Consider the following 19,991-nt stretch of genomic DNA (forward strand, 5'->3'; position numbering starts at 1 on the left):
GACGTATCGCCTGTTCCCGTTGACGGAAACCGGGTCAGGTTTGTGACCGCAGGCGCGCGTGCCGCAGAACAGGATCGCCCTGCGCCTTGATCCGGCGGATCGCCTCGTCCAGGGGTTCGGCGGTCACGGCCATCGCGTGGGCATTGGCGTGCAAGAGCGTGTGCGGATCGGACACCCAGCCGACATGGCCTTTCCAGAACATCAGGTCACCGCGCTCTGGCGGTGTGTCGGGGTCACAGGTTTTGCCCAGATGCGCCATCTGCTGGTCGCTGTCGCCGGGGCACGGGATGCCGCAGGCGTGGCAGGCGATCTGGACCAGGCCGGAACAGTCGATCCCGAATGCGGAATTGCCGCCCCAAAGGTAGGGAGAGCCGATCAAGCGTTCTGCGACCGCGACAGGATCAGTGTCTTGGTGGTCAATGGGGCGAAGGTGGACGGAGGGCACGAAGAGCTCTTCGCTGCGAAGCCCGGCCGACCATGCGATGCGCGACCAGCCGTCGTTTTCATCGAGGACCACGAGTTCGGACCCCATCGACAGGGGTGTGACCGGGCCGGACGTTTTCAGGCCGCTTGTTGGTTTGGCGTAGCTTTGCGCAGCGGCGATCCGGTGGGTCGGGGTCATGTCTGGGTTGCCGACAAGCTGCTCGACGGCGATCCAGCCGGAATAGCGCGTGGCCGCCGTTTCGCCATAGGCCCAGCCGTCTTCCGACAGCGCGTGAACGGTGAATGCCTGTCCGCGCAGCATCTGGCGGTCGCGTGCTTTGCCCGGTTGTGCGAACAGGTCGGTGACGGGTTTCACGGTCCGTTTGACCTCCGGGTCGGAGCGGCGCAGGCCGTGTTCGTCGCAGGCGCGTGCGATCTCGTCAGCGGTGGCTTTGGACCAGAAATCGCGCCGGTCGGTCATAGGTCCATCATGTCCGGAAGCGCGGCGAACAGGGCACGTGCCCCCTGAAGCGCGCCGCCTTTGGGGCGGCCGGGTGCCGCCGTTGGTTGCCAGCCATAAATGTCGAAATGGATGTAGCGGTCGTTTTCGTTCACGAAGCGGCGCAGGAACAACGCGGCGGTGATCGATCCGGCAAACCCGCCTTTGGGCGCGTTGTCGAGATCGGCGATGCCCGGTTCGATCATCGCCTCGTAGGGCGCGTGGAACGGCAAGCGCCAGACCGGATCGGCCATGCGACGCGCGGACAGGTCGAGCGAGGTCGCCACCACATCGTCATCTGTAAAGTAAGGCGCGAGGTCCGGGCCAACCGCGACCCGCGCCGCACCGGTGAGCGTTGCCATCGACACGATCAGGTCCGGGTTGTCCTCGGCCGCCAACGTCAGCGCGTCGGCAAGCACCAAGCGGCCTTCGGCGTCGGTATTGTTGATCTCGACGGTGAGCCCCTTGCGCGAGGTGAGTATGTCCTGCGGGCGAAAGCTGTTGCCGCTGACAGCGTTTTCGACCGCCGGGATCAGCACGCGCAGGCGAACATCAAGACCCGAGGCCATGATCATATGCGCGAGGCCCAGCACGTTGGCAGCGCCGCCCATGTCTTTTTTCATCAGACCCATCGAACTGCCGGGTTTGAGGTTCAGCCCGCCCGTGTCGAAGCAGACACCCTTGCCCACCAGCGTGATCTTCGGCCCGCGATTGCCCCAGCTCATGTCGATCAGCCGAGGCGCGCGGTCCGAGGCGCGGCCGACGGTGTGGATCATCGGGAAATTGTCCTTGAGCAGCGCGTCGCCCGTGGTCACGGTGATCTTCGCGCCATGTGTTTTGGCAAGAACGCGCGCCGCTGTTTCAAGCTCTTCCGGACCCATATCCGACGCAGGAGTATTGATCAGGTCGCGCGTCAGGAACTCGGCCTCGGCCATGATGTTCACACGGTCACCGTCGACGCCTTTGGGTGTCACAAGCGTGGCGCAGTCGGCGGTGTTTTCGCGATACCGATCGAAGCTGTAGCTGGCGAGCAACCAGCCCAGCGCCTCTTGCTCAAGCTGGTCATCGTCGATGCCGCAGGCGATCCGGTAGGTCCCGGGGGCCAGTTTCGCCATCGCCGCCGACAGGGCAAACCGGTCCCGCTTGCGCGCGGCGGGCGTACCATACCCGACCAGAGCCGCCTCGGGGTGACCCAGATCGTCCGGGATCATCAGGACGGATCCGATGGCGCCCTTGAAGCCGCTCGCTTCGACCCAGGTGCGGATGCGGTCGCTTTGCTGTCCGGCCCAGAGGGCCACGTCGTCGGTCCCCAAAACGTAGATCGGCCACGCCTCCGTATCCGCAGGTGCGAGTGCAACGGTCATGAATGTCCCCTTCTCCAACCAGGGGCGAGGGTACGCCGATGGACACCCGCTGCAAGCGGAATCAGAGCGAAAGGTCTATTCCCAGATCCGCGCAGGAGATGGCCAATTCCCCGCAGCGCAAGAGCCGACAGAGCGTCGCGGCAAGCGCCACCGGATCGCCCTGATCGATGCAGATCACTACATCGCGTCCGATCCCTGCGAGGACCGGAAGCCCGATCTGATCGGCAATCGGGCTCACCGCATGGACCGTCTTGCGCAGCGCGGCGTGATTACCTGCGGCGTAATCTTCGCGGATTTGGCGAAACCGCACAGCGATGTCTTCAAGAGCGCGGCACAGGATGTTTTCGGCAACAGCCGGACCCAGATCGCGACTGAGCCCGTTCAGCGTATCTTCGTCAAAATACGCGGTGTCGCGGGGATGCAAAACCGTCACTTGGTGCATCATGTCACTTCCTTTCTCACCCCAACCCGGCGTTCTCTATCGCAGCCATGCCTTTCGAAGTGGTAACCCCCGCGACGGTTTTTCTCTCGAATTCCGATTAAATTCGACGTATCCCGCTTGGGACGACGACCCAAGAGGCGGAGGATTTCATGAACGCCGCGAAGCCGCTGCCTGCATATCTCATCCAACGGTATCAGGGCTGGAAGGCCACGACCTACTCGGACAACCGGGCCTGGTACAAACGCCTTGCCACCGAGGGCCAGCGCCCCCGTGCAATGGTGATTTCCTGTTGCGACAGCCGCGTTCATGTCACGTCGATCTTCGGCGCCGACCAGGGCGAGTTTTTCATCCATCGCAACATCGCCAATCTCGTGCCGCCCTACGAGCCCGATGGCGACCATCACGGCACGTCAGCCGCCGTCGAATACGCGGTTACGGCGTTGCATGTGGCGCATCTGATCGTGCTGGGGCATTCCCAGTGCGGCGGCGTTCAGGGCTGTCTCGATATGTGCTCTGGCAACGCGCCGCATCTGGAAGAACAGTCGAGCTTTGTGGGACGGTGGATGGATATTCTGCGGCCTGGCTACGAACGCGTGAAGGCCATGAATGCCCCGGAAGGGCAAGTGCGGGCGCTCGAAAAGGAATCGGTGATCGTGTCGTTGGAAAACCTGATGACGTTTCCGTTCATCCGGGAGGCGGTCGACAAGGATTTGCTGACCCTGCACGGGCTCTGGACCGATATCGGCGAAGGCGGTCTGGAATTCTTCGACCCGAAAACCCGGTCTTTCCAGCCGGTCTGATCAGCTCTGAAGCGTGGCCGACGCGCCGGAGCAATCCGTGCGCAGTTTGGGACGACCAAGGCGGTTTGCCAGTCTGGACAGCGGTGTCCCGATCATCGACCCGGTACAGACCGGTTTGCCGGAATCATCTTCGAGCACCAGATGCCCGCCGCGAAACGTGATCGCGTAGCCCTTGGATGCCAGCCGCGCACATAGATCGCCCCAGCTTGTCGCCCGTTCGAAATGCGGCAGCAGCACCGTGCGCAAGAGCATTGCGGTTTCGCTGTCGAGGGGCATCGGCATGCCAAGCGTGGCATCGGATTGAAGTGGGACAGACTGTACGGCCATGACGGGTACCTTTACCAAATCGCAACATTTCAAAGCGTGCGAGTGAAATGCGGCAAGAATGGGGCAGCCGAAAGACCCGCGCTCTGGTGTGAAGAACGCGCAACAGATCGACGCGTTCCGTGATCGATTTCGGCCCCTTCAGGCAATCGTTGCGCAAAAACCGATCTGATGGCATCCTTTGCGCATCTTTCGCGCGCTTTGGAGGTCTGACATGACTGGCGCCGTGCATCTTCTTGTGGGCACCACCAAGGGCGCCTTCATTCTTACAAGCACAGACCGAACCGAGTGGGACGTCAGCGGGCCGCATTGCGATGGCTGGACGATAAACCACATGGCTGGCGATCCGGACAGCGGCACGCTCTGGGCCGGCGGCGGGAACGATTGGTCCGGGGCCGGGGTCTGGCGCTCCGAGGATGGCGGAGCGACCTGGCGTCTGAGCAAACTGTCGCGCGGCCAAATGGACGACTGGGCGGCGAACGATCCCGACTTCGCCGCAATGATCGGTTGGGAGGATGTTCCCGCGCCTTTCACGGATGAGCTGCACTCGGTCTGGTCGCTGCATCACGCGCATGGCAGTCTTTGGGCGGGGGCGAAGCCGGGCACGCTCCTGCACAGTACCGATGGTGGGAAAAACTGGGCGAAGAACGACGCGCTTGCGCAGTTCGACGGCCGCGAGACCTGGAACCCCGGTGCCGCGGGCCTGACCTTGCACACCATCGTCACCTCGCCCGATGATCCGTCCAAGATTTGGCTTGGCATTTCCGCGGCTGGTGTCTTTGCCTCCGAGGATGGGGGCCAAAGCTGGGAGCGGCGCAATCGCCTGTCCAATGCCGAAAGCTGCGGCCATCACCATCATCCCGCCGCGCCGCGGGACGGCGAAACCGGGCATTGCGTCCACAATATGGTGCGCGCGCCCGGGTCGGACCTGCTTTACCAGCAGAACCACTACGGCGTCTGGCGTTCCAACGATGGTGGGCGGCACTGGGATGATATCACCGCTGGGTTGCCGTCGACCTTCGGCTTTCCCATCGCCGTCGACCCGAACGATCCGCAAGTGATCTGGACGTTACCCCTGAACGGAGACAGCGAGGGGCGCTATCCGCCCGATGCCAAGGCGGCCGTCTGGGTGTCGCGCGATGGCGGGGATACGTGGCAAGCCCAGCGCGAGGGACTGCCGCAGGCCAACTGCTTTTTCACGGTGCTGCGGCAGGCCATGACCACCGACACCCAAGACCGGGTCGGCGTGTATTTCGGCACCAACACCGGGTCCGTGTTTGCCAGCGTCGACGGGGGCGATCACTGGGCGGAGGTGGTGCGGCACCTGCCCACTGTGCTTTCGGTGGAAGCGGTGCATTTCTGACGCGCGATCATGCGCCGCCAAGTCGCGACGCGTTTCCTGGATCATGCGTGGGCAGCATGATCGTCCCGAAAGCATCGAATTGCCGTTTCAGTATCCCGACGCTGCGCACGGCGTCAGCATGGTTTTCGACAATTCCACCAATCTCCCCGCTCTGGATCTGATCAAGCGAAAAGGCCGCGTCGCCGACAAGGCAGAGGCTCTTGCCCTCGTCCACGATCAATACGGATTGATGCCCCCGCGCATGACCCGGTGTCGGAACGAGGTACACCGTGCCGTCTGCGGTCAATGCCATAGTGTTCGCAAAGACGCCGACATTGCGCTCTGCATAGGTCACGGGGGCGTAGGCGACGCCCGACGGAAGACGACACATCAACGCGCCCGCGTGTCCTTGCCTTGCGGCGTCCGACACGAATACCCGTGCATTCGGGAACGAGGACATACCGCCCATATGGTCTGAATGCAGGTGGGTCATCACGACCTGTCTCACCTGCCCCGGCGAAAGACCAAGGCGGATCATCTGCGGCGCAATTTCGTCCTCGGGCGTGACGACGAATTGCAGGTTGCGGTTGTAGAACGTGCCCGTCATGGAATCGCAAGCAGTGTATCCAGGGTCGGCGATACGCGCGGTCTCGCCGGTGTCCACAACTATAAGGCCTTCGGGGTGTTCGATGACAAAGGCCGTGATCGGCATCCATTCGGTCCAGTTTCGGCTCGCCATGATCGCAGGGAGACGCAGCGCGGGCGGGCCATTGAACGCGCGATGCTCCCGTTTGACAGCCACCCAGCCGGTCTGGATCATGTGGAGCCGTATTCCACGAGACACTCTGACCGAAACCGGCGGTGGCGGTGGCGGTGGCGGCGCGGCATCCACCGCCTTGACCGAGCGCGTCATCAAGAAGGTGCAACCGCCCATTGCGGCCGCCATCGCGCCTAGCGACCCGAGGCCAAAAAGGCGCCGTCGCGACATGGGGCTGCCCATCATGTCTCCGCCGCCAAGGCATTCAGGTTTCGCATCGTGGGCGGCAGGGCCTTGCGAAAGGCGGGGCCGAACAAGCGCGCAAAAGGGACCGCTGCGACCCCATGAAACGAGACCCGGTGCGTAAAGGCCGTTCGGTCGGAATTGAAGAAACGCTCGACCTTCAGTCGCGCCAAGGGGAGCATCGTCTCAAAGGCATAGGAGGTATCCGGGTGAAATAGTACGACCGTGAACCGCGTCTTCGGGCCGGTGAGCGGTTGGATCCGGCCGGTGGAACCCAGTTTCATCACTCCGTCCATCGACACTGATCTGAGGCCAGTGTCCCAGCGGCCCCAGGTCGAAGGGGTTGTCCACAAGTACCAGATACGGTCCGGCATGGAGGTGGGTACCGTGAAACTGAAATCACGGTCCGTACCCGCCGCAATCTCGGTCGTGTTATCGGTTTGCATCGGCTTTCCTCGAGACAACGTTCAGAACATTTATGAATGAACCTCATTCATTTCTCATGAACGCAGACACTGGTCAATCAAGAAAATGAATGATATTCATTTTCGATGACGACCAATGACGTAAAACCGGCACAAGCCACAAAAACCGATGCAATCCTCGATGCGGCCACGCGGCATTTTTCAATGCACGGGTTCGAGGTGACCAAGCTGTCGGACATCGCCAAGGATGCAGGCGTGGGCGTTGGCACGATTTACCTGCGGTACGAGGGAAAGGCGGAATTGCTCGGCGGCGTTCTAGACCGGGCGGAGCAATCCTTTGCGGACGCTATGAATGATCCCGCGATCCGGGACATCCCATTCCCGGAGCGGTTCACGGCCATTATCTCGGCGATATTCAAGGCGGCGGACCGTGAACGCGACCTTGCCCGGCTCATGGCGCTATCGGCCTACGCCTCTCATGCCGGGGCGCATGAGACGTCTCATGTCCTGCACGCCATCAAGACCCATTTGCAGGACGGCATGGACCGAAACGAATTGCGTGCCGATGTCGATCTGCCGCTTGCCGCCCGGATGGCGCATGGCATGGTCGAAGGTGCGATGCGGGCCATGATGGCAGAACCGGCGCGCGACCCGGCAGCCGTGATCGCGCAGATCGCGCAAGCCTCAGAGCTTTGGCTTTGCACACCAAAACCAAAAGGGTGACGCCTGCTCGGTCAAGGTCGCATCGGACCAATTGATGCGCAAAAAAGCCCCCGAGGTTACCCACGGAGGCTTTGAACTTTCAATTAATAAGTGCGGTCAGCCCTTTTTCAGCACCTCGCGCCCCAGCACCTCGGCGATCTGAACCGCGTTGAGGGCCGCGCCTTTGCGCAGGTTGTCGGACACGCACCACAGGTTGATGCCGTTGTCGATTGTCGGATCCTGACGGATGCGGCTGATGAAGGTCGCAAAGTCGCCGACACATTCCTTCGGCGTGACGTAGCCACCATCCTCGCGCTTGTCGATCACCATGATACCCGGCGACTCCCGCAGGATGTCGCGGGCCTCGTCCTCGTCGAGGTGATCCTCGAACTCGATATTGATCGCTTCCGAGTGCCCGACGAACACAGGTACCCGCACGCAGGTGGCCGTGACCTTGATCGACGGATCGACGATCTTTTTCGTCTCGGCGACCATCTTCCACTCTTCCTTGGTGGAACCGTCTTCAAGGAACACGTCGATATGCGGGATCACGTTGAACGCGATGTCCTTGGTGTAGACCTTGCGCTCGTAATTGTCGGTCGGATTGTAGACCGCCTTGGTCTGATCCCACAGCTCGTCGATCGCTTCCTTGCCGGACCCGGACACGGATTGATACGTGCTCACCACAACCCGCTTGATGCGCGCGCGGTCGTGCAACGGCTTGAGCGCCACGACCATCTGCGCGGTCGAGCAGTTCGGGTTGGCGATGATGTTCTTCTTGGAATAGCCGTGGATCGCCTCGGCGTTCACCTCGGGCACGATCAGCGGCACATCCGGGTCGTAGCGATAGAGCGACGAGTTGTCGATCACCACGCAGCCCGCCTTGGCGGCGATGGGCGCGTATTTCTTGGTTGCTTCCGACCCAACCGCGAACAGGGCGAAATCCCAGCCGGTGAAATCGAACGTGTCGAGATCCTGCGTCTTCAGCGTCTTGTCGCCAAAGCTGACCTCCGTGCCCAGCGACCGGCGCGACGCGAGCGCGGCGATCTCGTCTACGGGGAACTGGCGCTCGTCCAGAATGTTCAGCATTTCGCGGCCCACGTTACCGGTGGCGCCTGCAACGACGACTCTGTAGCCCATGTGGCTCTCCTTTCGCTTGCCAGCCCCGAGGGTCGTGTCGGCGGCCGGACTGAGCGTGGCTCATACAGGACGTGCTGCGTCTGCGAAAGGGGGCGTTTGCGCGTGGCGTCTCAGGCGATGGACGCGCGCGCCTGCTTCTTCTTTTTAAAAATATGACAGGGGGTTTGGGGGACTGGTCCCCCAATCGGTCGGATCGCGCCGCGATCCGATCCGGTCGGGTTCGGCTCAGCGCCCGGGAATATCGGACCGCGGCGGAGCAGGATCCCAGTTTTCGATGATTTCGGCGGCTTCTTCGGCGGTTTCGACAAACCGGAAGAGATCGAGGTCCTCCGGGCTGATCGTACCGGCGTCGGACAAGGCGTCCCAGTTGATGATCTTCTCCCAGAAGGCGCGACCGAAAAGCAGGAAAGGCACCCGGTCCATGCGACCCGTCTGGATCAGCGTCAGCGATTCGAACATCTCGTCCAGGGTTCCGAACCCGCCGGGGAACACGCAGATGGCGCGGGCGCGCATCAGGAAATGCATCTTGCGGATGGCGAAGTAGTGGAAATTGAAGCACAGCTCGGGCGTGACAAATTCGTTCGGCGCCTGTTCGTGCGGCAGCACGATGTTGAGACCGATAGATTTGCCCCCCTCGTCCGCCGCCCCGCGATTGCCCGCCTCCATGACACCGGGCCCGCCGCCTGTGGCGATCACGTATTCCTTGCAGTTCGTCTGGATCGACTTGCGGGTCATCAATCGTGCGAAGTCGCGGGCTTCCTCGTAGAAATGCGAAAGCTCGGCAAGCGTGCTGGTGCGCGCGCTGTCCTTGTTGGCGGGACGCGGAATGCGCGCGCCGCCGAAGAGCACGATGGTGCTTTCGATCTGGTGCTCGTCGAGCATGAGCTGCGGTTTCAGCAATTCGAGTTGCAACCGCACCGGGCGCAGTTCCTCACGACAGAGGAAATCGTCGTCTGCAAAGGCCAGCCGATAGGACGGCGACCGTGTCTGCGCGGTGTCGGGCACATGGCTGGCGGTGCTTCTGTCCAGACCGGCATCGCGGAACGGGCTGTTGCGGTGGTCTTTCATGGCAGTCGGTTCCTTGTTCCTCATGTCTCAGACCTATAGCGTCCCCGTCAAAGACACCAGAGAGGCAACACAGTGGATTGGCAGACCCAGATCACCGAAGCGGCCGACCGGATCGCCGGGCATATCGTCGAAACGCCGGTGATGCGGAGCGACGCGTTCGGCCCTCAGATCGAGTTGAAGCTCGAACAGGCCCAGCACACCGGCAGCTTCAAGACACGCGGCGCGTTCAATACCTTGCTGGCCTCCGATGTGCCCCCGGCCGGGGTCGTCGCGGCCTCCGGCGGCAATCACGGCGCGGCGGTTGCCTATGCCGCGCAACGGCTTGGCCACCGCGCCCGGATCTTCGTGCCCGAGATTGCCGGTCCCGCGAAAATCGCCCTGATCGAGCGGACCGGGGCCGAGTTGACGGTGGTACCTGGCGAATATGCAAACGCGTTGGAATTGGCGCAACGCGAAGCGTCGGAAAGCGGTGCGATGCAGGTGCACGCCTATGACGCGGCACTGACGGTAGCAGGCCAAGGCACAGTCATGCGCGAGTGGGAAGCCCAGGGACTCGACGCCGATACCATCCTGATCGCGGTCGGCGGAGGCGGCCTGATCGCGGGTGCCCTTGCGTGGTTGGGCGATCGCCGAAAGGTGATTGCGGTGGAGCCGATGACCGCCTCTGCGCTGCACGCCGCGCGCAACGCTGGTGAACCGGTGGACGTGGCGGTGTCCGGTGTCGCCGCCAATGCCCTTGGCGCGCGCCGGATCGGCGACATCTGTTTCGACTTGGCGACCGCAGCAGGAACAGAGACCGTGCTAGTGTCCGATGGTGCGATCATCGAGGCGCAGCAGGCGTTGTGGCAGGCGCATCGCCAACTGGTCGAACCGGCCGGAGCGGCAGCTTTGGCGGCGCTGATTTCAGGGGCCTATCAACCCGCGCCGGACGAGCGGTTGGCGGTTCTGGTGTGCGGCGGCAATATCGCGCCTGATCCGGAATTCGGTTAACTGCAAATTATCGGCTTGGCCACTCAAAGCATCGTGCCCCGGCCTGCCTCGAGGCCGTTCTTTTTCCAGAGGCTCATCTGACCGCGCACGTTGCGCGTCCACGCATCGCGGCTTATAGGCAAAGCGATTTCAAAGAAAACGACGTGAGGAGCGCATCCATGTCCAACGCACAGCTTGAAGCCGCCATCGAAGCCGCGTGGGACGCGCGCGACACGATCACGCCATCCACCGGCGGGGAAACCCGCGAGGCGATCGAGGACACGCTGAACGCGCTCGACAGCGGCAAGCTGCGCGTGGCGGAACGTCAGGACAACGGCGATTGGAGCGTGAACCAATGGGCCAAGAAAGCGGTACTTCTGGGCTTCCGCATCAAGGACATGGAGCAACACGACAACGGCCCCCAGGGTGGCGGCTGGTGGGACAAGGTCGACAGCAAGTTCAAGGGATGGGGCGACAACCAGTGGCGCGCCGCTGGGTTCCGGGCCGTGCCGAACTGCGTCGTGCGCAAGTCGGCCTATATCGCGCCGGGCGTGGTCCTGATGCCGTCTTTCGTGAACCTCGGCGCTTATGTCGACGAAGGCACGATGGTCGATACCTGGGCCACGGTTGGGTCCTGCGCACAGATCGGCAAGAACGTGCACCTGTCGGGCGGCGTGGGCATCGGTGGCGTGCTGGAACCGATGCAGGCCGGTCCGACCATCATCGAGGACAATTGCTTCATCGGCGCGCGGTCCGAAGTCGTCGAGGGCTGTATCGTGCGCGAGGGCTCGGTTCTGGGCATGGGCGTGTTCATCGGCCAGTCAACCAAGATCGTCGACCGTGAAACCGGTGAGGTCATGTATGGCGAAGTGCCGCCGTATTCGGTGGTCGTCGCGGGATCGATGCCGTCGAAGAACAACATCAACCTCTATTGCGCGGTGATCGTGAAGCGCGTGGACGAACGCACGCGGTCGAAGACCGGCATCAACGAACTGCTGCGCGACTGAGGTGGTCGCTGCGCGCGAGCACGCACCCTACGCTTTTTTGGCGGGCTTCTCACCAACTGGGCCGCCCGCCTTTTTCCAACCGCCGAATCCATCCGTGATGTGGCTGACATTATCCAGACCCATTTCTTGCGCGACCTGCGCGGACAAGGCGGAGCGCCAACCCGAGGCGCAGTAGAACACGAACCGGTTGCCGGTCTGGAACTGCGGTTTGGCGTAGGGACTGTCGGGATCAATCCAGAACTCCAGCATGCCACGCGGGCAGTGAAATGCGCCGGGGATCATGCCCTCGCGCTCCAATTCCCGCGGATCGCGCAGATCGACAAAGGTGACGCCGTCTTGGCCGTGCAGGTCCATTACCTCTGACGCCGGGGCGTGATCGACCACTTCGTTCGCCGCTGCCACCATGTCCTTGACCGATTTCATATCATTCCTCCCTGTGTTGCGCGCAGTATGCGCAGCTTGGCGGCGGCAACAACCCTCGACGCGCAGCGGGTTTCGTGGCAGATGCAGCGCGCAACACCAAGGACAGGCCGCACCATGACCGACAGCCCGAAAAAGCCGAAGAAACCGCATTCGGTCTACACGCTTGTCGTGGAGGTTGGGCGCAAATCCGGTGACGGGCTGCCCAAAGGGGCCACCGGGGCCGGATTGATGTGCTACGCCTCTGGCGTCGACGAGGCAGAGGCGGTGCGCGAAACCGTGGCGATCCTCAAGCAGGCGGACATGGCACCGCTCGATGTGACGGGGTACGGCACACTGGAAGAGCGCAAGGCGCAGGGCCACGAGATCGAGGCGGATGAAGTCGAGCTGATGCAGAAGGCGCTCGACGAGAACGCGGTGATCGTCGCGCAGGTCACGCCCTATTTCGGTGAGCGCGACAAGGATTAAGCGGCGCGCGCCTCGGCCAGAGTGATCGCTTCGAAGGACCGCAGCACTTGGTATCCGGCGCGGTGGTGTTCCGGCAACAGCGCGCGCGGCAGGTTCGCTAGGACCGAGGCATCCAATTGCGTCCGGTCACGGCGCATCCGCCCGATATAGAGCGACTCCAGCGCGGCATCCGGGGTGCGCACGGCGTCATGGTGCGGCAGTAGAAGCTGATGGTAGGTCACGAAACGCGGTGCGGGTTCGATATGACCGGCGAATCCGTTGACCAGCGCAGAGGCCGGGATGAGCACCTCCTCGCGTCCGAACAGGTATTCGACCTCCGGACCGCTGACCAAAAGACGCTGGTGGCGCGACACGACGACGTCCTGGGTCAGGCCGAAATAGGGCGCTCGCAGACGGACGGGCCGGAACGACCCCAGGCTCGGGACCGCGCGTTTCACCGCATGTAGGATCGGGACCAGTTTGCCATTCGCCGACCGCACAACGTCGCCTTGACGCAGTTGCGACACAAGGCGCAACCCCTGCGCGGTCTCGACCGTAACGGAGGGAGAGAGGGTCGGCATCGGGCCGACCGGTTCGATATCGGTGGACAGGGCGACGAAGATCACGTCGGGGTCGATCTCGGTCAGGCCCTGAGGCCGCGCGATCGCGGCGAGATCGGACAGCAAGGGCGCGCGGGGCATCTCGAAATGCCGGATCAAGACGTGCTCGGTCTCCGGACGCGCGACCACAAGGCGCCCCAGTTGATGCGCCACGTCCCAGCTTATCGTGACCTGAAGGGTCTCGGTGCGCGCCTCGCGTCCGCGCTCCACGACCTCGTGCACCACCGTGTCGCCCTGCGCGATGACCAGAACGACACTGCCGTGTGGCGTCGACATCAGTGAGAAACTGGCCGGTGCCGCCCCGCCGCGCTTGAAACTGATCAGGGTTTGCGGGCGAGCGTCGGGTGACAGGCCGGTTTCCAGAACGACCGATCCGCGCGGCACGCAAGCGCGCGGGCGTTTGGCCAGGATCGTTTCCACATCGTCTCTGACCCAGGGGGTTCGGGTGTCGCAATCCAGAAGGGCGAACCAGCTCATGCAGCGGCCCCGAAAAGCATTAGTGCCTCGTGCTTCTTGAGGATTTGCCGTGCGGCATCGCCGTAGCCATGCCCGGTCTCAAGATCGAGATCCGGGAACAGCACGCCGATCTCTTCCAGGATGTCATCTTCGAACGCATCGACGGTCTGCGGTCCGGGCAGGAAGCTTTCGGTGGCCAGCCCGTTCGCCATGACGATCTCGTGCTGATCGAAAAGAAGATGTACGTAGGTGACGCTGCCGCCTTCGATCGTCTGCACGGTGCGGCCATTGACCAGATGCTTGGCCGCGACCAGCACTTCGGGCGTTCCGAACACCAGATCGGCCAGCGGATCGCGGACGAGGATGCGGTGTTGCGGTGACAGCATCAGGTTGGCGTGATCGCCGAACGTGCCTGCCGCGACCCGCACCGGTGCCAGATGTCCTGTCGCCGCGACCGTGCGTTGCCCGATCCAGCGCAACGGCTGCAAGCCGCGGTCCATTGTCCAGACAAGATCGCCGGGCCGCAACGCTTCGACCCGCGATTGGCCGCTTTCGGTTTGAATCAACGTGCCCGCAACGAAACAGGGCACCGTCGCGATGGTAACGAAGCCGGTATCGGTTTCGCCATTGGTGCTCTCGATCCCGTAGGTGAAATTCACCGTTTCGAAATCGTTGTCCGAGGTGACGGATAACATGCCATCCGCGTTCAGCGTGACAACCTGCCCGGTGCCGAGCGTCACGCTGTCGCCTGTGGACACGGCGATCCCGTTGATATGCGTGATCACCATGACGCCGCCGGTGTTGTTGACGTCGTTGTCCAGCACGTCGAGCGTCTTGGTCCGGTTCGTATACATGCTGATGAGGTCGGACCTTGCGACGAGTTCGGTCTGAACCGAGTCCGCGGCGATCAGCAGGTTGGAATCGTAGTTGGAATCGGCGACATCCGCGATCCCGATCCGGATCGAGTTCGTTTCGCCGGCATTGACGCGCATGGTCAGCGTCAGGGTCACGGTGAACCCGTCCATTTCGGTGTTGTAATCGTCGCCGGTGTTGTCCTTGAACAGGTTGATGTTGGCCGTGGTGTTCAAGTTCGCCGGATCGATGTCGCCGTCACCGGCGACGATATCGACCTGTTGCCCGTTAATCCAAACGCCGACGAAGTCCTGGTAAATCGAGTTGGTGAATTCCGGATATTCTTCGGACGAAAAGACGAATTGCATCGTCATCAGATTGTGATCGGGCACGAAATCGACATCGAGGTAACTTGCGTCGTACGTGTTCGTACCGGCGGCCGCGTTGAAATCGCTGTTGTTGTTCTGACCGAAGGACGATGTGGTGGTCGAAGCGCTTCGGTTCGGGTCGCCGCCGCTTTGGGTAAAGGCCCTGACCTGTCCCGTGGAGAGGATGACGCCGGTATCCGACGGAGTGACGCCAGGCGCCAACGCATCTCCGTTCGAGTAAATCGCCGAGGCCCGGCTGTCGCCGCTGTAGCTTGCATTGAGCACGGTTGCGCCGGAGCCGAAGATGGCCTGCGCCATCTGAACCGCACTGGCATTGGTGTCGTAGGTAAGCTCCGCTCCGGTCGCCATCTCTGCCTCGCATGTGCCTGAGGCATGGACCGGAGACACAAAGTGCGCGACCGGTGTTTTCACCGTGCCGCACATGCCGACCGAACACTGCTTTGCCTCAAGCAATTTATTTTTATTAATCAATGAATAGCACGCTGGTAAATGTGCTGTCATCTTCGCTGTCGGGCGAGTGCCGCAATGGGCGCGCTCAATTGCGTCCTTTTCGCCACATTTGCCACTGTCGGCACTTGGCGGTAGCCAAGGCGTAACGCTGGAAAGGGGACCACACCGATGCCGAACACCGATCCCGTCGATCTGACCGCAGCCCTTGTACGCTGCCCCTCCATCACACCCGAGGAAGGCGGCGCGCTGGTGCTCTTGCAGAAGCTTCTCGAAAACGCCGGTTTCACCTGCACCCGTGTGGACCGGGGCGGTGTGTCCAACCTGTTTGCGCGCTGGGGCGACAAGGGCCACGCGCGCAGCTTCGGCTTCAACGGCCACACCGACGTGGTGCCTTTGGGCAATCCCGACGATTGGACCATGCCGCCCTTCGGGGCCGAGATCCGCGACGGGATGCTCTACGGGCGCGGGTCCACGGACATGAAATCGGGTGTCGCCGCCTTTGTCGCCGCCGCCGTGGATTTCGTGCAGACCACGCCTCCCGATGGCGCCGTGATCCTGACCATCACGGGGGACGAGGAAGGCGATGCCATCGACGGCACGATGGCCTTGCTCGATTGGATGGAAACCCATGACGAACGGATGAGCGTCTGTCTGGTCGGCGAACCCACCTGCCCGGATCACATAGGCCAGATGATGAAGATCGGGCGGCGCGGGTCGATGAACGCGTGGTTCACCGTTACCGGCAAGCAGGGCCATTCCGCCTACCCGCACCGCGCGTTGAACCCGGTGCCCGCCATGGCGCGGCTGATGGACCGGCTGGCATCGCACGAGCTGGACCAGGGAACCGATCATTTCGACGCGTCGACATTGGCGGTAGTGACCATCGATACGGGCAACGCGGCAACCAACGTGATCCCCGCCGAAACCCGCGCTTGCATCAACATCCGCTTCAACGACATCCATACCGGCGAGGGCCTGTCCTACTGGCTGCGCGAAGAAGCCGCGAAGGTCGATCTGGAGTTCGGCACCAAGACCGACGTGAAGATCAAGATCTCGGGCGAGGCTTTTCTGACACCGCCGGGACCTCTGTCCGATCTGGTGGCCAAGGCGGTTGAGGCCGAAACCGGCGTCACACCAGAGTTGTCCACCTCTGGCGGCACGTCTGACGCGCGCTTCGTCAAGGATCATTGCCCGGTGGTCGAATTCGGTCTTGTCGGAAAGACGATGCACGCCGTCGATGAACGCGTCGAGGTGGAGCAGATCGTACAGCTCAAGTCGATCTATTTCCGAATCCTGGCGGATTACTTCGCGCAATGACCGTGACCATCACGCAGGTTTCGGACCTGACCGAATGCTACGCGATCCGCCACGACGTTTTCGTCACCGAACAGAACGTGCCGATCGACCTCGAACGGGACAACCTCGACGCAACGGCGATTCACCTGCTGGCGAGGGACGGCGACCGCCCGGTCGGGACGGCGCGGATCGTCCTGTCAGGCGACACCGGCAAGATCGGACGCGTCTGCGTACTGCGCGACCATCGCGGCACTGGATTGGGGGCTGGCCTGATCCGCGCGGCGCTCGATATCCTGCGCGACACGCCGGACATCACCCGCGCCGCGCTTGGGGCACAGATCGACGCGTTGGGCTTCTACGAAAAGCTGGGCTTCACCGCCTATGGCGACGTGTTCGACGACGCAGGCATCGACCATCGGATGATGGAGCTCCGCTTTACCGACTGACGCGACTTTCGCCATGACGCGCCCCATTGCGCGTGCTACCTCAGGCATATGAGCAAACTGCCGACAAAGGCGGACATCCTCGAGTGGATCGCCGCCAACCCGACCCTCACCGCGAAACGCGACATCGCCAAGGCCTTTGGCATCAAGGGCGCCGCGCGGATCGACCTGAAACGCCTGCTCAAGGAGCTTGAGCACGAGGGCCATCTCGAGAAGCGCAAGAAGACCTATCGCGACCCGGATCGTCTGCCGCCCGTGAGCGTGTTGCAGGTCAAGGCGCCAACACCCGATGGCGATCTCTTCGCGCGGCCACTCGAATGGCATGGCGAAGGGGTGGAGCCCATCGTCCTGATCGTACCGCGCGCAAGCGACCCGGCTTTGGGCGAAGGCGACCGTATCCTTGCCCGGATGCAGGTGGTGCACGAGGAAGACCACAATTACGAAGCCCGCCTGATCCGCCGCATCGGGACCAACCCCCGCAAGGTGGTGGGGATTTTCGCCAAGGGATCGGATGGCGGGCGGATCAAGCCCATCGACAAGGGCGCGGACAAGGAATGGATGGTCGCCGCCGATGCCACCGGCGGCGCCAAGGATGGCGAACTGGTCGAGGCGGAACAGGCCGGACCGGCGGGGCGCATGGGACTGCCGCGTGCGCGGATCACCGAACGGCTGGGCGACCCAAGCGCACCGCGCGCGGTGTCGTTGATCGCGATTCACCAGCACGGCATCCCGGACAGTTTCCCCGACGATGTGATCGCCGAGGCGGACGCGATGAAACCGGCGGGCCTCAAGGGTCGCACCGATATGCGGGACATGCCGCTGATCACCATTGACCCGATTGATGCCCGTGACCGCGACGATGCCTGCTACGCCCATCCCGACGACGACCCGAAGAACGCAGGCGGCCACGTAATCTGGGTCGCGATTGCCGATGTAGCGCATTACGTGACCTCGGGATCGGCGCTGGATCAGGAGGCCCGCAAGCGCGGCAATTCAAGCTATTTCCCCGACCGCGTCGTGCCGATGCTGCCCGACCGCCTGTCCGGCGACCTGTGTTCGCTGCACGAAGGCGTGCCGCGCGCCTGCGTCGCCGTGCGCATGGTGATCGACGCGCATGGCGAAAAGATCAGCCACAGCTTCCAGCGTGGGCTGATGCGGTCGATTGCGTCGCTGGATTACCGCACCGTGCAGGACGCGATGGACGGGACGCCGAACGACAAGACAGCACCGCTGATGGACGATGTCATCCGCCCGCTCTACGCCGCCTACAAGGCATTGGCCGAGGCGCGCAACCGGCGGCAGCCGCTCGACCTCGATCTGCCGGAACGCAAGATCATCCTGGCCGAGGATGGCACGGTGCAATCGGTGAACTTCGCCGAGCGGTTGGACGCGCACCGCCTAATCGAGGAGTTCATGGTGCTGGCCAATGTCTGCGCCGCCGAAACACTGATCGCCAAGCGCACGCCGCTTCTCTTCCGCGTGCACGAAGAGCCGCCGCCCGAGAAGATGGACAGTTTGCGCGAGACCGCCGAGGCGGCTGGGTTGACGCTGGCCAAGGGTCAGGTTCTCAAGACCGCGCAGCTGAACCGCCTGCTGCATGACGCCGCCGGATCGGACGAGGCGGAACTCATAAACCTCGCCACGCTCCGGTCGATGACACAGGCCTATTACAACCCCGAGAACTTCGGGCATTTCGGCCTCGCGCTTCAAAATTACGCGCATTTCACATCGCCCATTCGGCGCTATTCCGACCTCATCGTGCACCGCGCGCTGATCACCGCGCATGGCTGGGGCAAGGACGGGCTATCGCCCGAGGATATCGAGCGCCTGAAAGCCACCGCCGAACACATCAGCGACACCGAACGCCGGTCGATGATGGCTGAGCGCGATACCACCGACCGCTACCTCGCCGCGTTCCTGTCGGACCGCATCGGGGCCGAATTCACCGGACGCATCAGCGGCATCGCCCGCTTTGGTGTCTTCGTAAAGCTGGACGAAACCGGCGCGGACGGCCTCATCCCGATCCGGTCGCTGGGCAACGAGTATTTCCATTTCGACGCCGATGCCGGGACGCTCATGGGGTCGAATACCGGCACCCTGATCGGGCTGGGCCAGCGCGTGACGGTCAAACTCATCGACGCGGCCCCGGTCACGGGGGGTATCGGTCTTGAACTGTTGACGCTCGAAGATGCCGAACTGCCCAGCGGATCGGGCAAGGGCCGCATGGGACGCGGATCGCGCCCCAAGGGCAAGGGCGGGCCGAAACGCAAACTGGCCAAGGCCAAGAAGAAAGACGCCAAGACCAAGCGCAAGGTCACGCGGCAGCGGCGGAACGGCTGAGCTTGGGATACAATTTCGCGCGACCCCGCTCGATATAGGCCATCAGAGTTTCATTGTTTCGAACTGCACGTCGGATCGCGGTGTCGGCTGGCAGCCCGGCCAGCATGCTTAGAACCGGTACGGCAATCGTATCGGGCGCGGTCGGCTGATCGGCCAGCAGGAACCGTTTGTCCCATAGCAGGTCCGTCAGGCAATCCAGATCCGGCGTGAGAGATTGCATCCGCTGGTTCTCGTTCATCCGGGCAAACCCCTGCCCTTTCAGCCCCGCACGCACCTGCCGCCGCACCAGATTTGCCACGAACGGGCGCATGGGGGCTGGCACGCCAGCAAAAGCGATGGGCGCCATCTCGGACCAACAGCGGTCGTCGAGCCAGCGATCATGCGCTATGGCGACCCTTAAATGTTCCTCGACCATCCGGATGATGGCGTGCCCCAGCACGCGGTCACGCGATGACAGGCCCGGATGGAAATCCGCGCCACGCTGTTCGAGGTAGCTCTGAATGAAGCCACTTTCGGGAATCACGCCATCGGGGGTTCGTAATGCGGGAAGGCGGCCCAGAGGTGCCTTTGACGGTGTGGTGACGTATTCGGGCGTCCAGTCTTCGCCCGCCATCTCCAACTGGATCATGGTCTTTACGCAGAACGGGCTGAGGCTCGGTTCGCCGAAGCCTTCGCGATAGGTGATGAGAGTGAGCATGACTTTCTCCGTTTTTTACGAGACCGGAATACTCCGTCCTGCTGTCAGTTTATGTCAGCATCATGTAGCATCACGA

The 19,991-nt window shown here is 62.7% G+C and carries 21 protein-coding genes; 9 read left to right on the forward strand and 12 right to left on the reverse strand.

The annotated features are described in order from the left end of the window. Positions 1-34: 34 nt before the first annotated feature. The 3 genes from Q1B16_RS07775 to Q1B16_RS07785 all read right to left on the reverse strand — a co-directional run bounded on the left by Q1B16_RS07775 (position 35) and on the right by Q1B16_RS07785 (position 2,731). Entirely contained in the window at positions 35-904 is an 870-nt protein-coding gene (locus Q1B16_RS07775) for an NlpC/P60 family protein (protein WP_299786307.1), read from the reverse strand. Beyond that, the gene (locus Q1B16_RS07780; RefSeq protein ID WP_299786309.1) at positions 901-2,286 is read right to left on the reverse strand and encodes a leucyl aminopeptidase family protein; all 1,386 of its coding nucleotides are present in this window, start codon (positions 2,284-2,286) and stop codon (positions 901-903) included. Before Q1B16_RS07780 ends, Q1B16_RS07775 begins: the two co-directional genes overlap by 4 nt. 61 nt (positions 2,287-2,347) lie before the next feature. Then, positions 2,348-2,731 carry a hypothetical protein gene (locus tag Q1B16_RS07785; protein WP_299786311.1) on the reverse strand — a complete coding sequence of 128 codons (384 nt, stop codon included), beginning with the start codon at positions 2,729-2,731 and terminating at the stop codon, positions 2,348-2,350. 146 nt (positions 2,732-2,877) lie between these two features. On the opposite strand from Q1B16_RS07785, the gene Q1B16_RS07790 reads away from it, so the two are divergent. Then, positions 2,878-3,528 carry a carbonic anhydrase gene (locus Q1B16_RS07790; protein ID WP_299786313.1) on the forward strand — a complete coding sequence of 217 codons (651 nt, stop codon included), beginning with the start codon at positions 2,878-2,880 and terminating at the stop codon, positions 3,526-3,528. On the opposite strand, the gene Q1B16_RS07795 is transcribed toward Q1B16_RS07790, so the two are convergent. Next, the gene (locus Q1B16_RS07795) at positions 3,529-3,855 is read right to left on the reverse strand and encodes a hypothetical protein (protein ID WP_299786315.1); all 327 of its coding nucleotides are present in this window, start codon (positions 3,853-3,855) and stop codon (positions 3,529-3,531) included. It abuts the gene before it with no gap. Between the two features lie 211 nt (positions 3,856-4,066). Between Q1B16_RS07795 and Q1B16_RS07800 the strand changes: the two genes are divergently transcribed. Beyond that, positions 4,067-5,215 (forward strand): sialidase family protein, encoded by a 1,149-nt coding sequence (locus Q1B16_RS07800; RefSeq protein ID WP_299786318.1) that lies wholly within the window; start codon positions 4,067-4,069, stop codon positions 5,213-5,215. Positions 5,216-5,222: 7 nt separating this feature from the next. Here the strand turns inward: Q1B16_RS07800 and Q1B16_RS07805 are convergent, their stop codons facing one another. Then, on the reverse strand, positions 5,223-6,182 hold the full coding sequence (locus Q1B16_RS07805; RefSeq protein WP_299786320.1) for an N-acyl homoserine lactonase family protein: 960 nt from the start codon (positions 6,180-6,182) through the stop codon (positions 5,223-5,225). An 11-nt stretch (positions 6,183-6,193) separates the two neighbouring features. Next, on the reverse strand, positions 6,194-6,640 hold the full coding sequence (locus tag Q1B16_RS07810; protein ID WP_299786322.1) for an SRPBCC family protein: 447 nt from the start codon (positions 6,638-6,640) through the stop codon (positions 6,194-6,196). Positions 6,641-6,745: 105 nt separating this feature from the next. Here Q1B16_RS07810 and Q1B16_RS07815 point away from each other — a divergent pair, with 105 nt between their 5' ends. Then, on the forward strand, positions 6,746-7,342 hold the full coding sequence (locus Q1B16_RS07815) for a TetR/AcrR family transcriptional regulator (RefSeq protein ID WP_299786324.1): 597 nt from the start codon (positions 6,746-6,748) through the stop codon (positions 7,340-7,342). 96 nt (positions 7,343-7,438) lie between these two features. On the opposite strand, the gene Q1B16_RS07820 is transcribed toward Q1B16_RS07815, so the two are convergent. Together Q1B16_RS07820 and Q1B16_RS07825 are read right to left on the reverse strand one after the other, a co-directional pair. Further along, on the reverse strand, positions 7,439-8,461 hold the full coding sequence (locus Q1B16_RS07820; protein ID WP_299786326.1) for an aspartate-semialdehyde dehydrogenase: 1,023 nt from the start codon (positions 8,459-8,461) through the stop codon (positions 7,439-7,441). A gap of 225 nt (positions 8,462-8,686) precedes the next feature. After that, positions 8,687-9,529 (reverse strand): LOG family protein, encoded by an 843-nt coding sequence (locus Q1B16_RS07825; protein WP_299786328.1) that lies wholly within the window; start codon positions 9,527-9,529, stop codon positions 8,687-8,689. Positions 9,530-9,601: 72 nt separating this feature from the next. Here Q1B16_RS07825 and Q1B16_RS07830 point away from each other — a divergent pair, with 72 nt between their 5' ends. Both Q1B16_RS07830 and dapD read left to right on the forward strand, forming a co-directional pair. Then, positions 9,602-10,519, forward strand: a complete 918-nt coding sequence (locus Q1B16_RS07830; RefSeq protein ID WP_299786330.1) for a threonine/serine dehydratase — start codon at positions 9,602-9,604, stop codon at positions 10,517-10,519. A gap of 158 nt (positions 10,520-10,677) precedes the next feature. Continuing rightward, positions 10,678-11,505 (forward strand): 2,3,4,5-tetrahydropyridine-2,6-dicarboxylate N-succinyltransferase, encoded by an 828-nt coding sequence (gene dapD / locus Q1B16_RS07835; protein WP_299786332.1) that lies wholly within the window; start codon positions 10,678-10,680, stop codon positions 11,503-11,505. A 27-nt stretch (positions 11,506-11,532) separates the two neighbouring features. Here the strand turns inward: dapD and Q1B16_RS07840 are convergent, their stop codons facing one another. Continuing rightward, positions 11,533-11,928, reverse strand: coding sequence for a rhodanese-like domain-containing protein (locus Q1B16_RS07840; protein ID WP_299786334.1), 396 nt, complete (start codon positions 11,926-11,928; stop codon positions 11,533-11,535). A 114-nt stretch (positions 11,929-12,042) separates the two neighbouring features. Between Q1B16_RS07840 and Q1B16_RS07845 the strand changes: the two genes are divergently transcribed. After that, the gene (locus Q1B16_RS07845) at positions 12,043-12,393 is read left to right on the forward strand and encodes a hypothetical protein (protein ID WP_299786337.1); all 351 of its coding nucleotides are present in this window, start codon (positions 12,043-12,045) and stop codon (positions 12,391-12,393) included. Here the strand turns inward: Q1B16_RS07845 and Q1B16_RS07850 are convergent. Together Q1B16_RS07850 and Q1B16_RS07855 are read right to left on the reverse strand one after the other, a co-directional pair. Then, entirely contained in the window at positions 12,390-13,469 is a 1,080-nt protein-coding gene (locus Q1B16_RS07850) for a Hint domain-containing protein (RefSeq protein WP_299786339.1), read from the reverse strand. The two genes, Q1B16_RS07845 and Q1B16_RS07850, sit on opposite strands and share 4 nt — an antisense overlap. After that, complete coding sequence (locus Q1B16_RS07855; protein ID WP_299786341.1) at positions 13,466-15,037, reverse strand: Hint domain-containing protein; 1,572 nt, start codon at positions 15,035-15,037, stop codon at positions 13,466-13,468. Before Q1B16_RS07855 ends, Q1B16_RS07850 begins: the two co-directional genes overlap by 4 nt. Before the next feature lie 270 nt (positions 15,038-15,307). On the opposite strand from Q1B16_RS07855, the gene dapE reads away from it, so the two are divergent. Genes dapE through rnr form a run of 3 tightly spaced genes read left to right on the forward strand, consistent with a single transcriptional unit; the run spans position 15,308 to position 19,218 of the window. After that, the gene (gene dapE, locus Q1B16_RS07860; protein ID WP_299786343.1) at positions 15,308-16,456 is read left to right on the forward strand and encodes a succinyl-diaminopimelate desuccinylase; all 1,149 of its coding nucleotides are present in this window, start codon (positions 15,308-15,310) and stop codon (positions 16,454-16,456) included. After that, positions 16,453-16,881 (forward strand): GNAT family N-acetyltransferase, encoded by a 429-nt coding sequence (locus Q1B16_RS07865; protein WP_299786345.1) that lies wholly within the window; start codon positions 16,453-16,455, stop codon positions 16,879-16,881. The genes dapE and Q1B16_RS07865 overlap by 4 nt, the downstream gene beginning before the upstream one ends. A 48-nt stretch (positions 16,882-16,929) precedes the next feature. Then, positions 16,930-19,218, forward strand: coding sequence for a ribonuclease R (rnr, locus tag Q1B16_RS07870; RefSeq protein WP_299786347.1), 2,289 nt, complete (start codon positions 16,930-16,932; stop codon positions 19,216-19,218). Here the strand turns inward: rnr and Q1B16_RS07875 are convergent. Continuing rightward, entirely contained in the window at positions 19,193-19,915 is a 723-nt protein-coding gene (locus Q1B16_RS07875; protein ID WP_299786349.1) for a glutathione S-transferase family protein, read from the reverse strand. The genes rnr and Q1B16_RS07875 overlap by 26 nt on opposite strands. Positions 19,916-19,991 lie beyond the last annotated feature (76 nt).

This window comes from uncultured Marivita sp., from assembly GCF_947488135.1.
Taxonomy (GTDB): domain Bacteria; phylum Pseudomonadota; class Alphaproteobacteria; order Rhodobacterales; family Rhodobacteraceae; genus Marivita.

Excerpts from the sequence above, each read along its gene's own strand:
- Q1B16_RS07790 (WP_299786313.1), top strand. The coding sequence starts at position 2,878 with ATGAACGCCGCGAAGCCGCTGCCTGCATATCTCATCCAACGGTATCAG.
- Q1B16_RS07775 (WP_299786307.1), bottom strand. The coding sequence starts at position 904 with ATGACCGACCGGCGCGATTTCTGGTCCAAAGCCACCGCTGACGAGATC.
- Q1B16_RS07825 (WP_299786328.1), bottom strand. The coding sequence starts at position 9,529 with ATGAAAGACCACCGCAACAGCCCGTTCCGCGATGCCGGTCTGGACAGA.
- Q1B16_RS07815 (WP_299786324.1), top strand. The coding sequence starts at position 6,746 with ATGACGACCAATGACGTAAAACCGGCACAAGCCACAAAAACCGATGCA.
- Q1B16_RS07800 (WP_299786318.1), top strand. The coding sequence starts at position 4,067 with ATGACTGGCGCCGTGCATCTTCTTGTGGGCACCACCAAGGGCGCCTTC.
- Q1B16_RS07840 (WP_299786334.1), bottom strand. The coding sequence starts at position 11,928 with ATGAAATCGGTCAAGGACATGGTGGCAGCGGCGAACGAAGTGGTCGAT.
- Q1B16_RS07820 (WP_299786326.1), bottom strand. The coding sequence starts at position 8,461 with ATGGGCTACAGAGTCGTCGTTGCAGGCGCCACCGGTAACGTGGGCCGC.
- Q1B16_RS07845 (WP_299786337.1), top strand. The coding sequence starts at position 12,043 with ATGACCGACAGCCCGAAAAAGCCGAAGAAACCGCATTCGGTCTACACG.
- Q1B16_RS07785 (WP_299786311.1), bottom strand. The coding sequence starts at position 2,731 with ATGATGCACCAAGTGACGGTTTTGCATCCCCGCGACACCGCGTATTTT.
- rnr (WP_299786347.1), top strand. The coding sequence starts at position 16,930 with ATGAGCAAACTGCCGACAAAGGCGGACATCCTCGAGTGGATCGCCGCC.
- dapE (WP_299786343.1), top strand. The coding sequence starts at position 15,308 with ATGCCGAACACCGATCCCGTCGATCTGACCGCAGCCCTTGTACGCTGC.
- Q1B16_RS07850 (WP_299786339.1), bottom strand. The coding sequence starts at position 13,469 with ATGAGCTGGTTCGCCCTTCTGGATTGCGACACCCGAACCCCCTGGGTC.
- dapD (WP_299786332.1), top strand. The coding sequence starts at position 10,678 with ATGTCCAACGCACAGCTTGAAGCCGCCATCGAAGCCGCGTGGGACGCG.
- Q1B16_RS07810 (WP_299786322.1), bottom strand. The coding sequence starts at position 6,640 with ATGCAAACCGATAACACGACCGAGATTGCGGCGGGTACGGACCGTGAT.
- Q1B16_RS07865 (WP_299786345.1), top strand. The coding sequence starts at position 16,453 with ATGACCGTGACCATCACGCAGGTTTCGGACCTGACCGAATGCTACGCG.
- Q1B16_RS07805 (WP_299786320.1), bottom strand. The coding sequence starts at position 6,182 with ATGTCGCGACGGCGCCTTTTTGGCCTCGGGTCGCTAGGCGCGATGGCG.
- Q1B16_RS07795 (WP_299786315.1), bottom strand. The coding sequence starts at position 3,855 with ATGGCCGTACAGTCTGTCCCACTTCAATCCGATGCCACGCTTGGCATG.
- Q1B16_RS07855 (WP_299786341.1), bottom strand. The coding sequence starts at position 15,037 with ATGGCGACCGGAGCGGAGCTTACCTACGACACCAATGCCAGTGCGGTT.
- Q1B16_RS07875 (WP_299786349.1), bottom strand. The coding sequence starts at position 19,915 with ATGCTCACTCTCATCACCTATCGCGAAGGCTTCGGCGAACCGAGCCTC.
- Q1B16_RS07780 (WP_299786309.1), bottom strand. The coding sequence starts at position 2,286 with ATGACCGTTGCACTCGCACCTGCGGATACGGAGGCGTGGCCGATCTAC.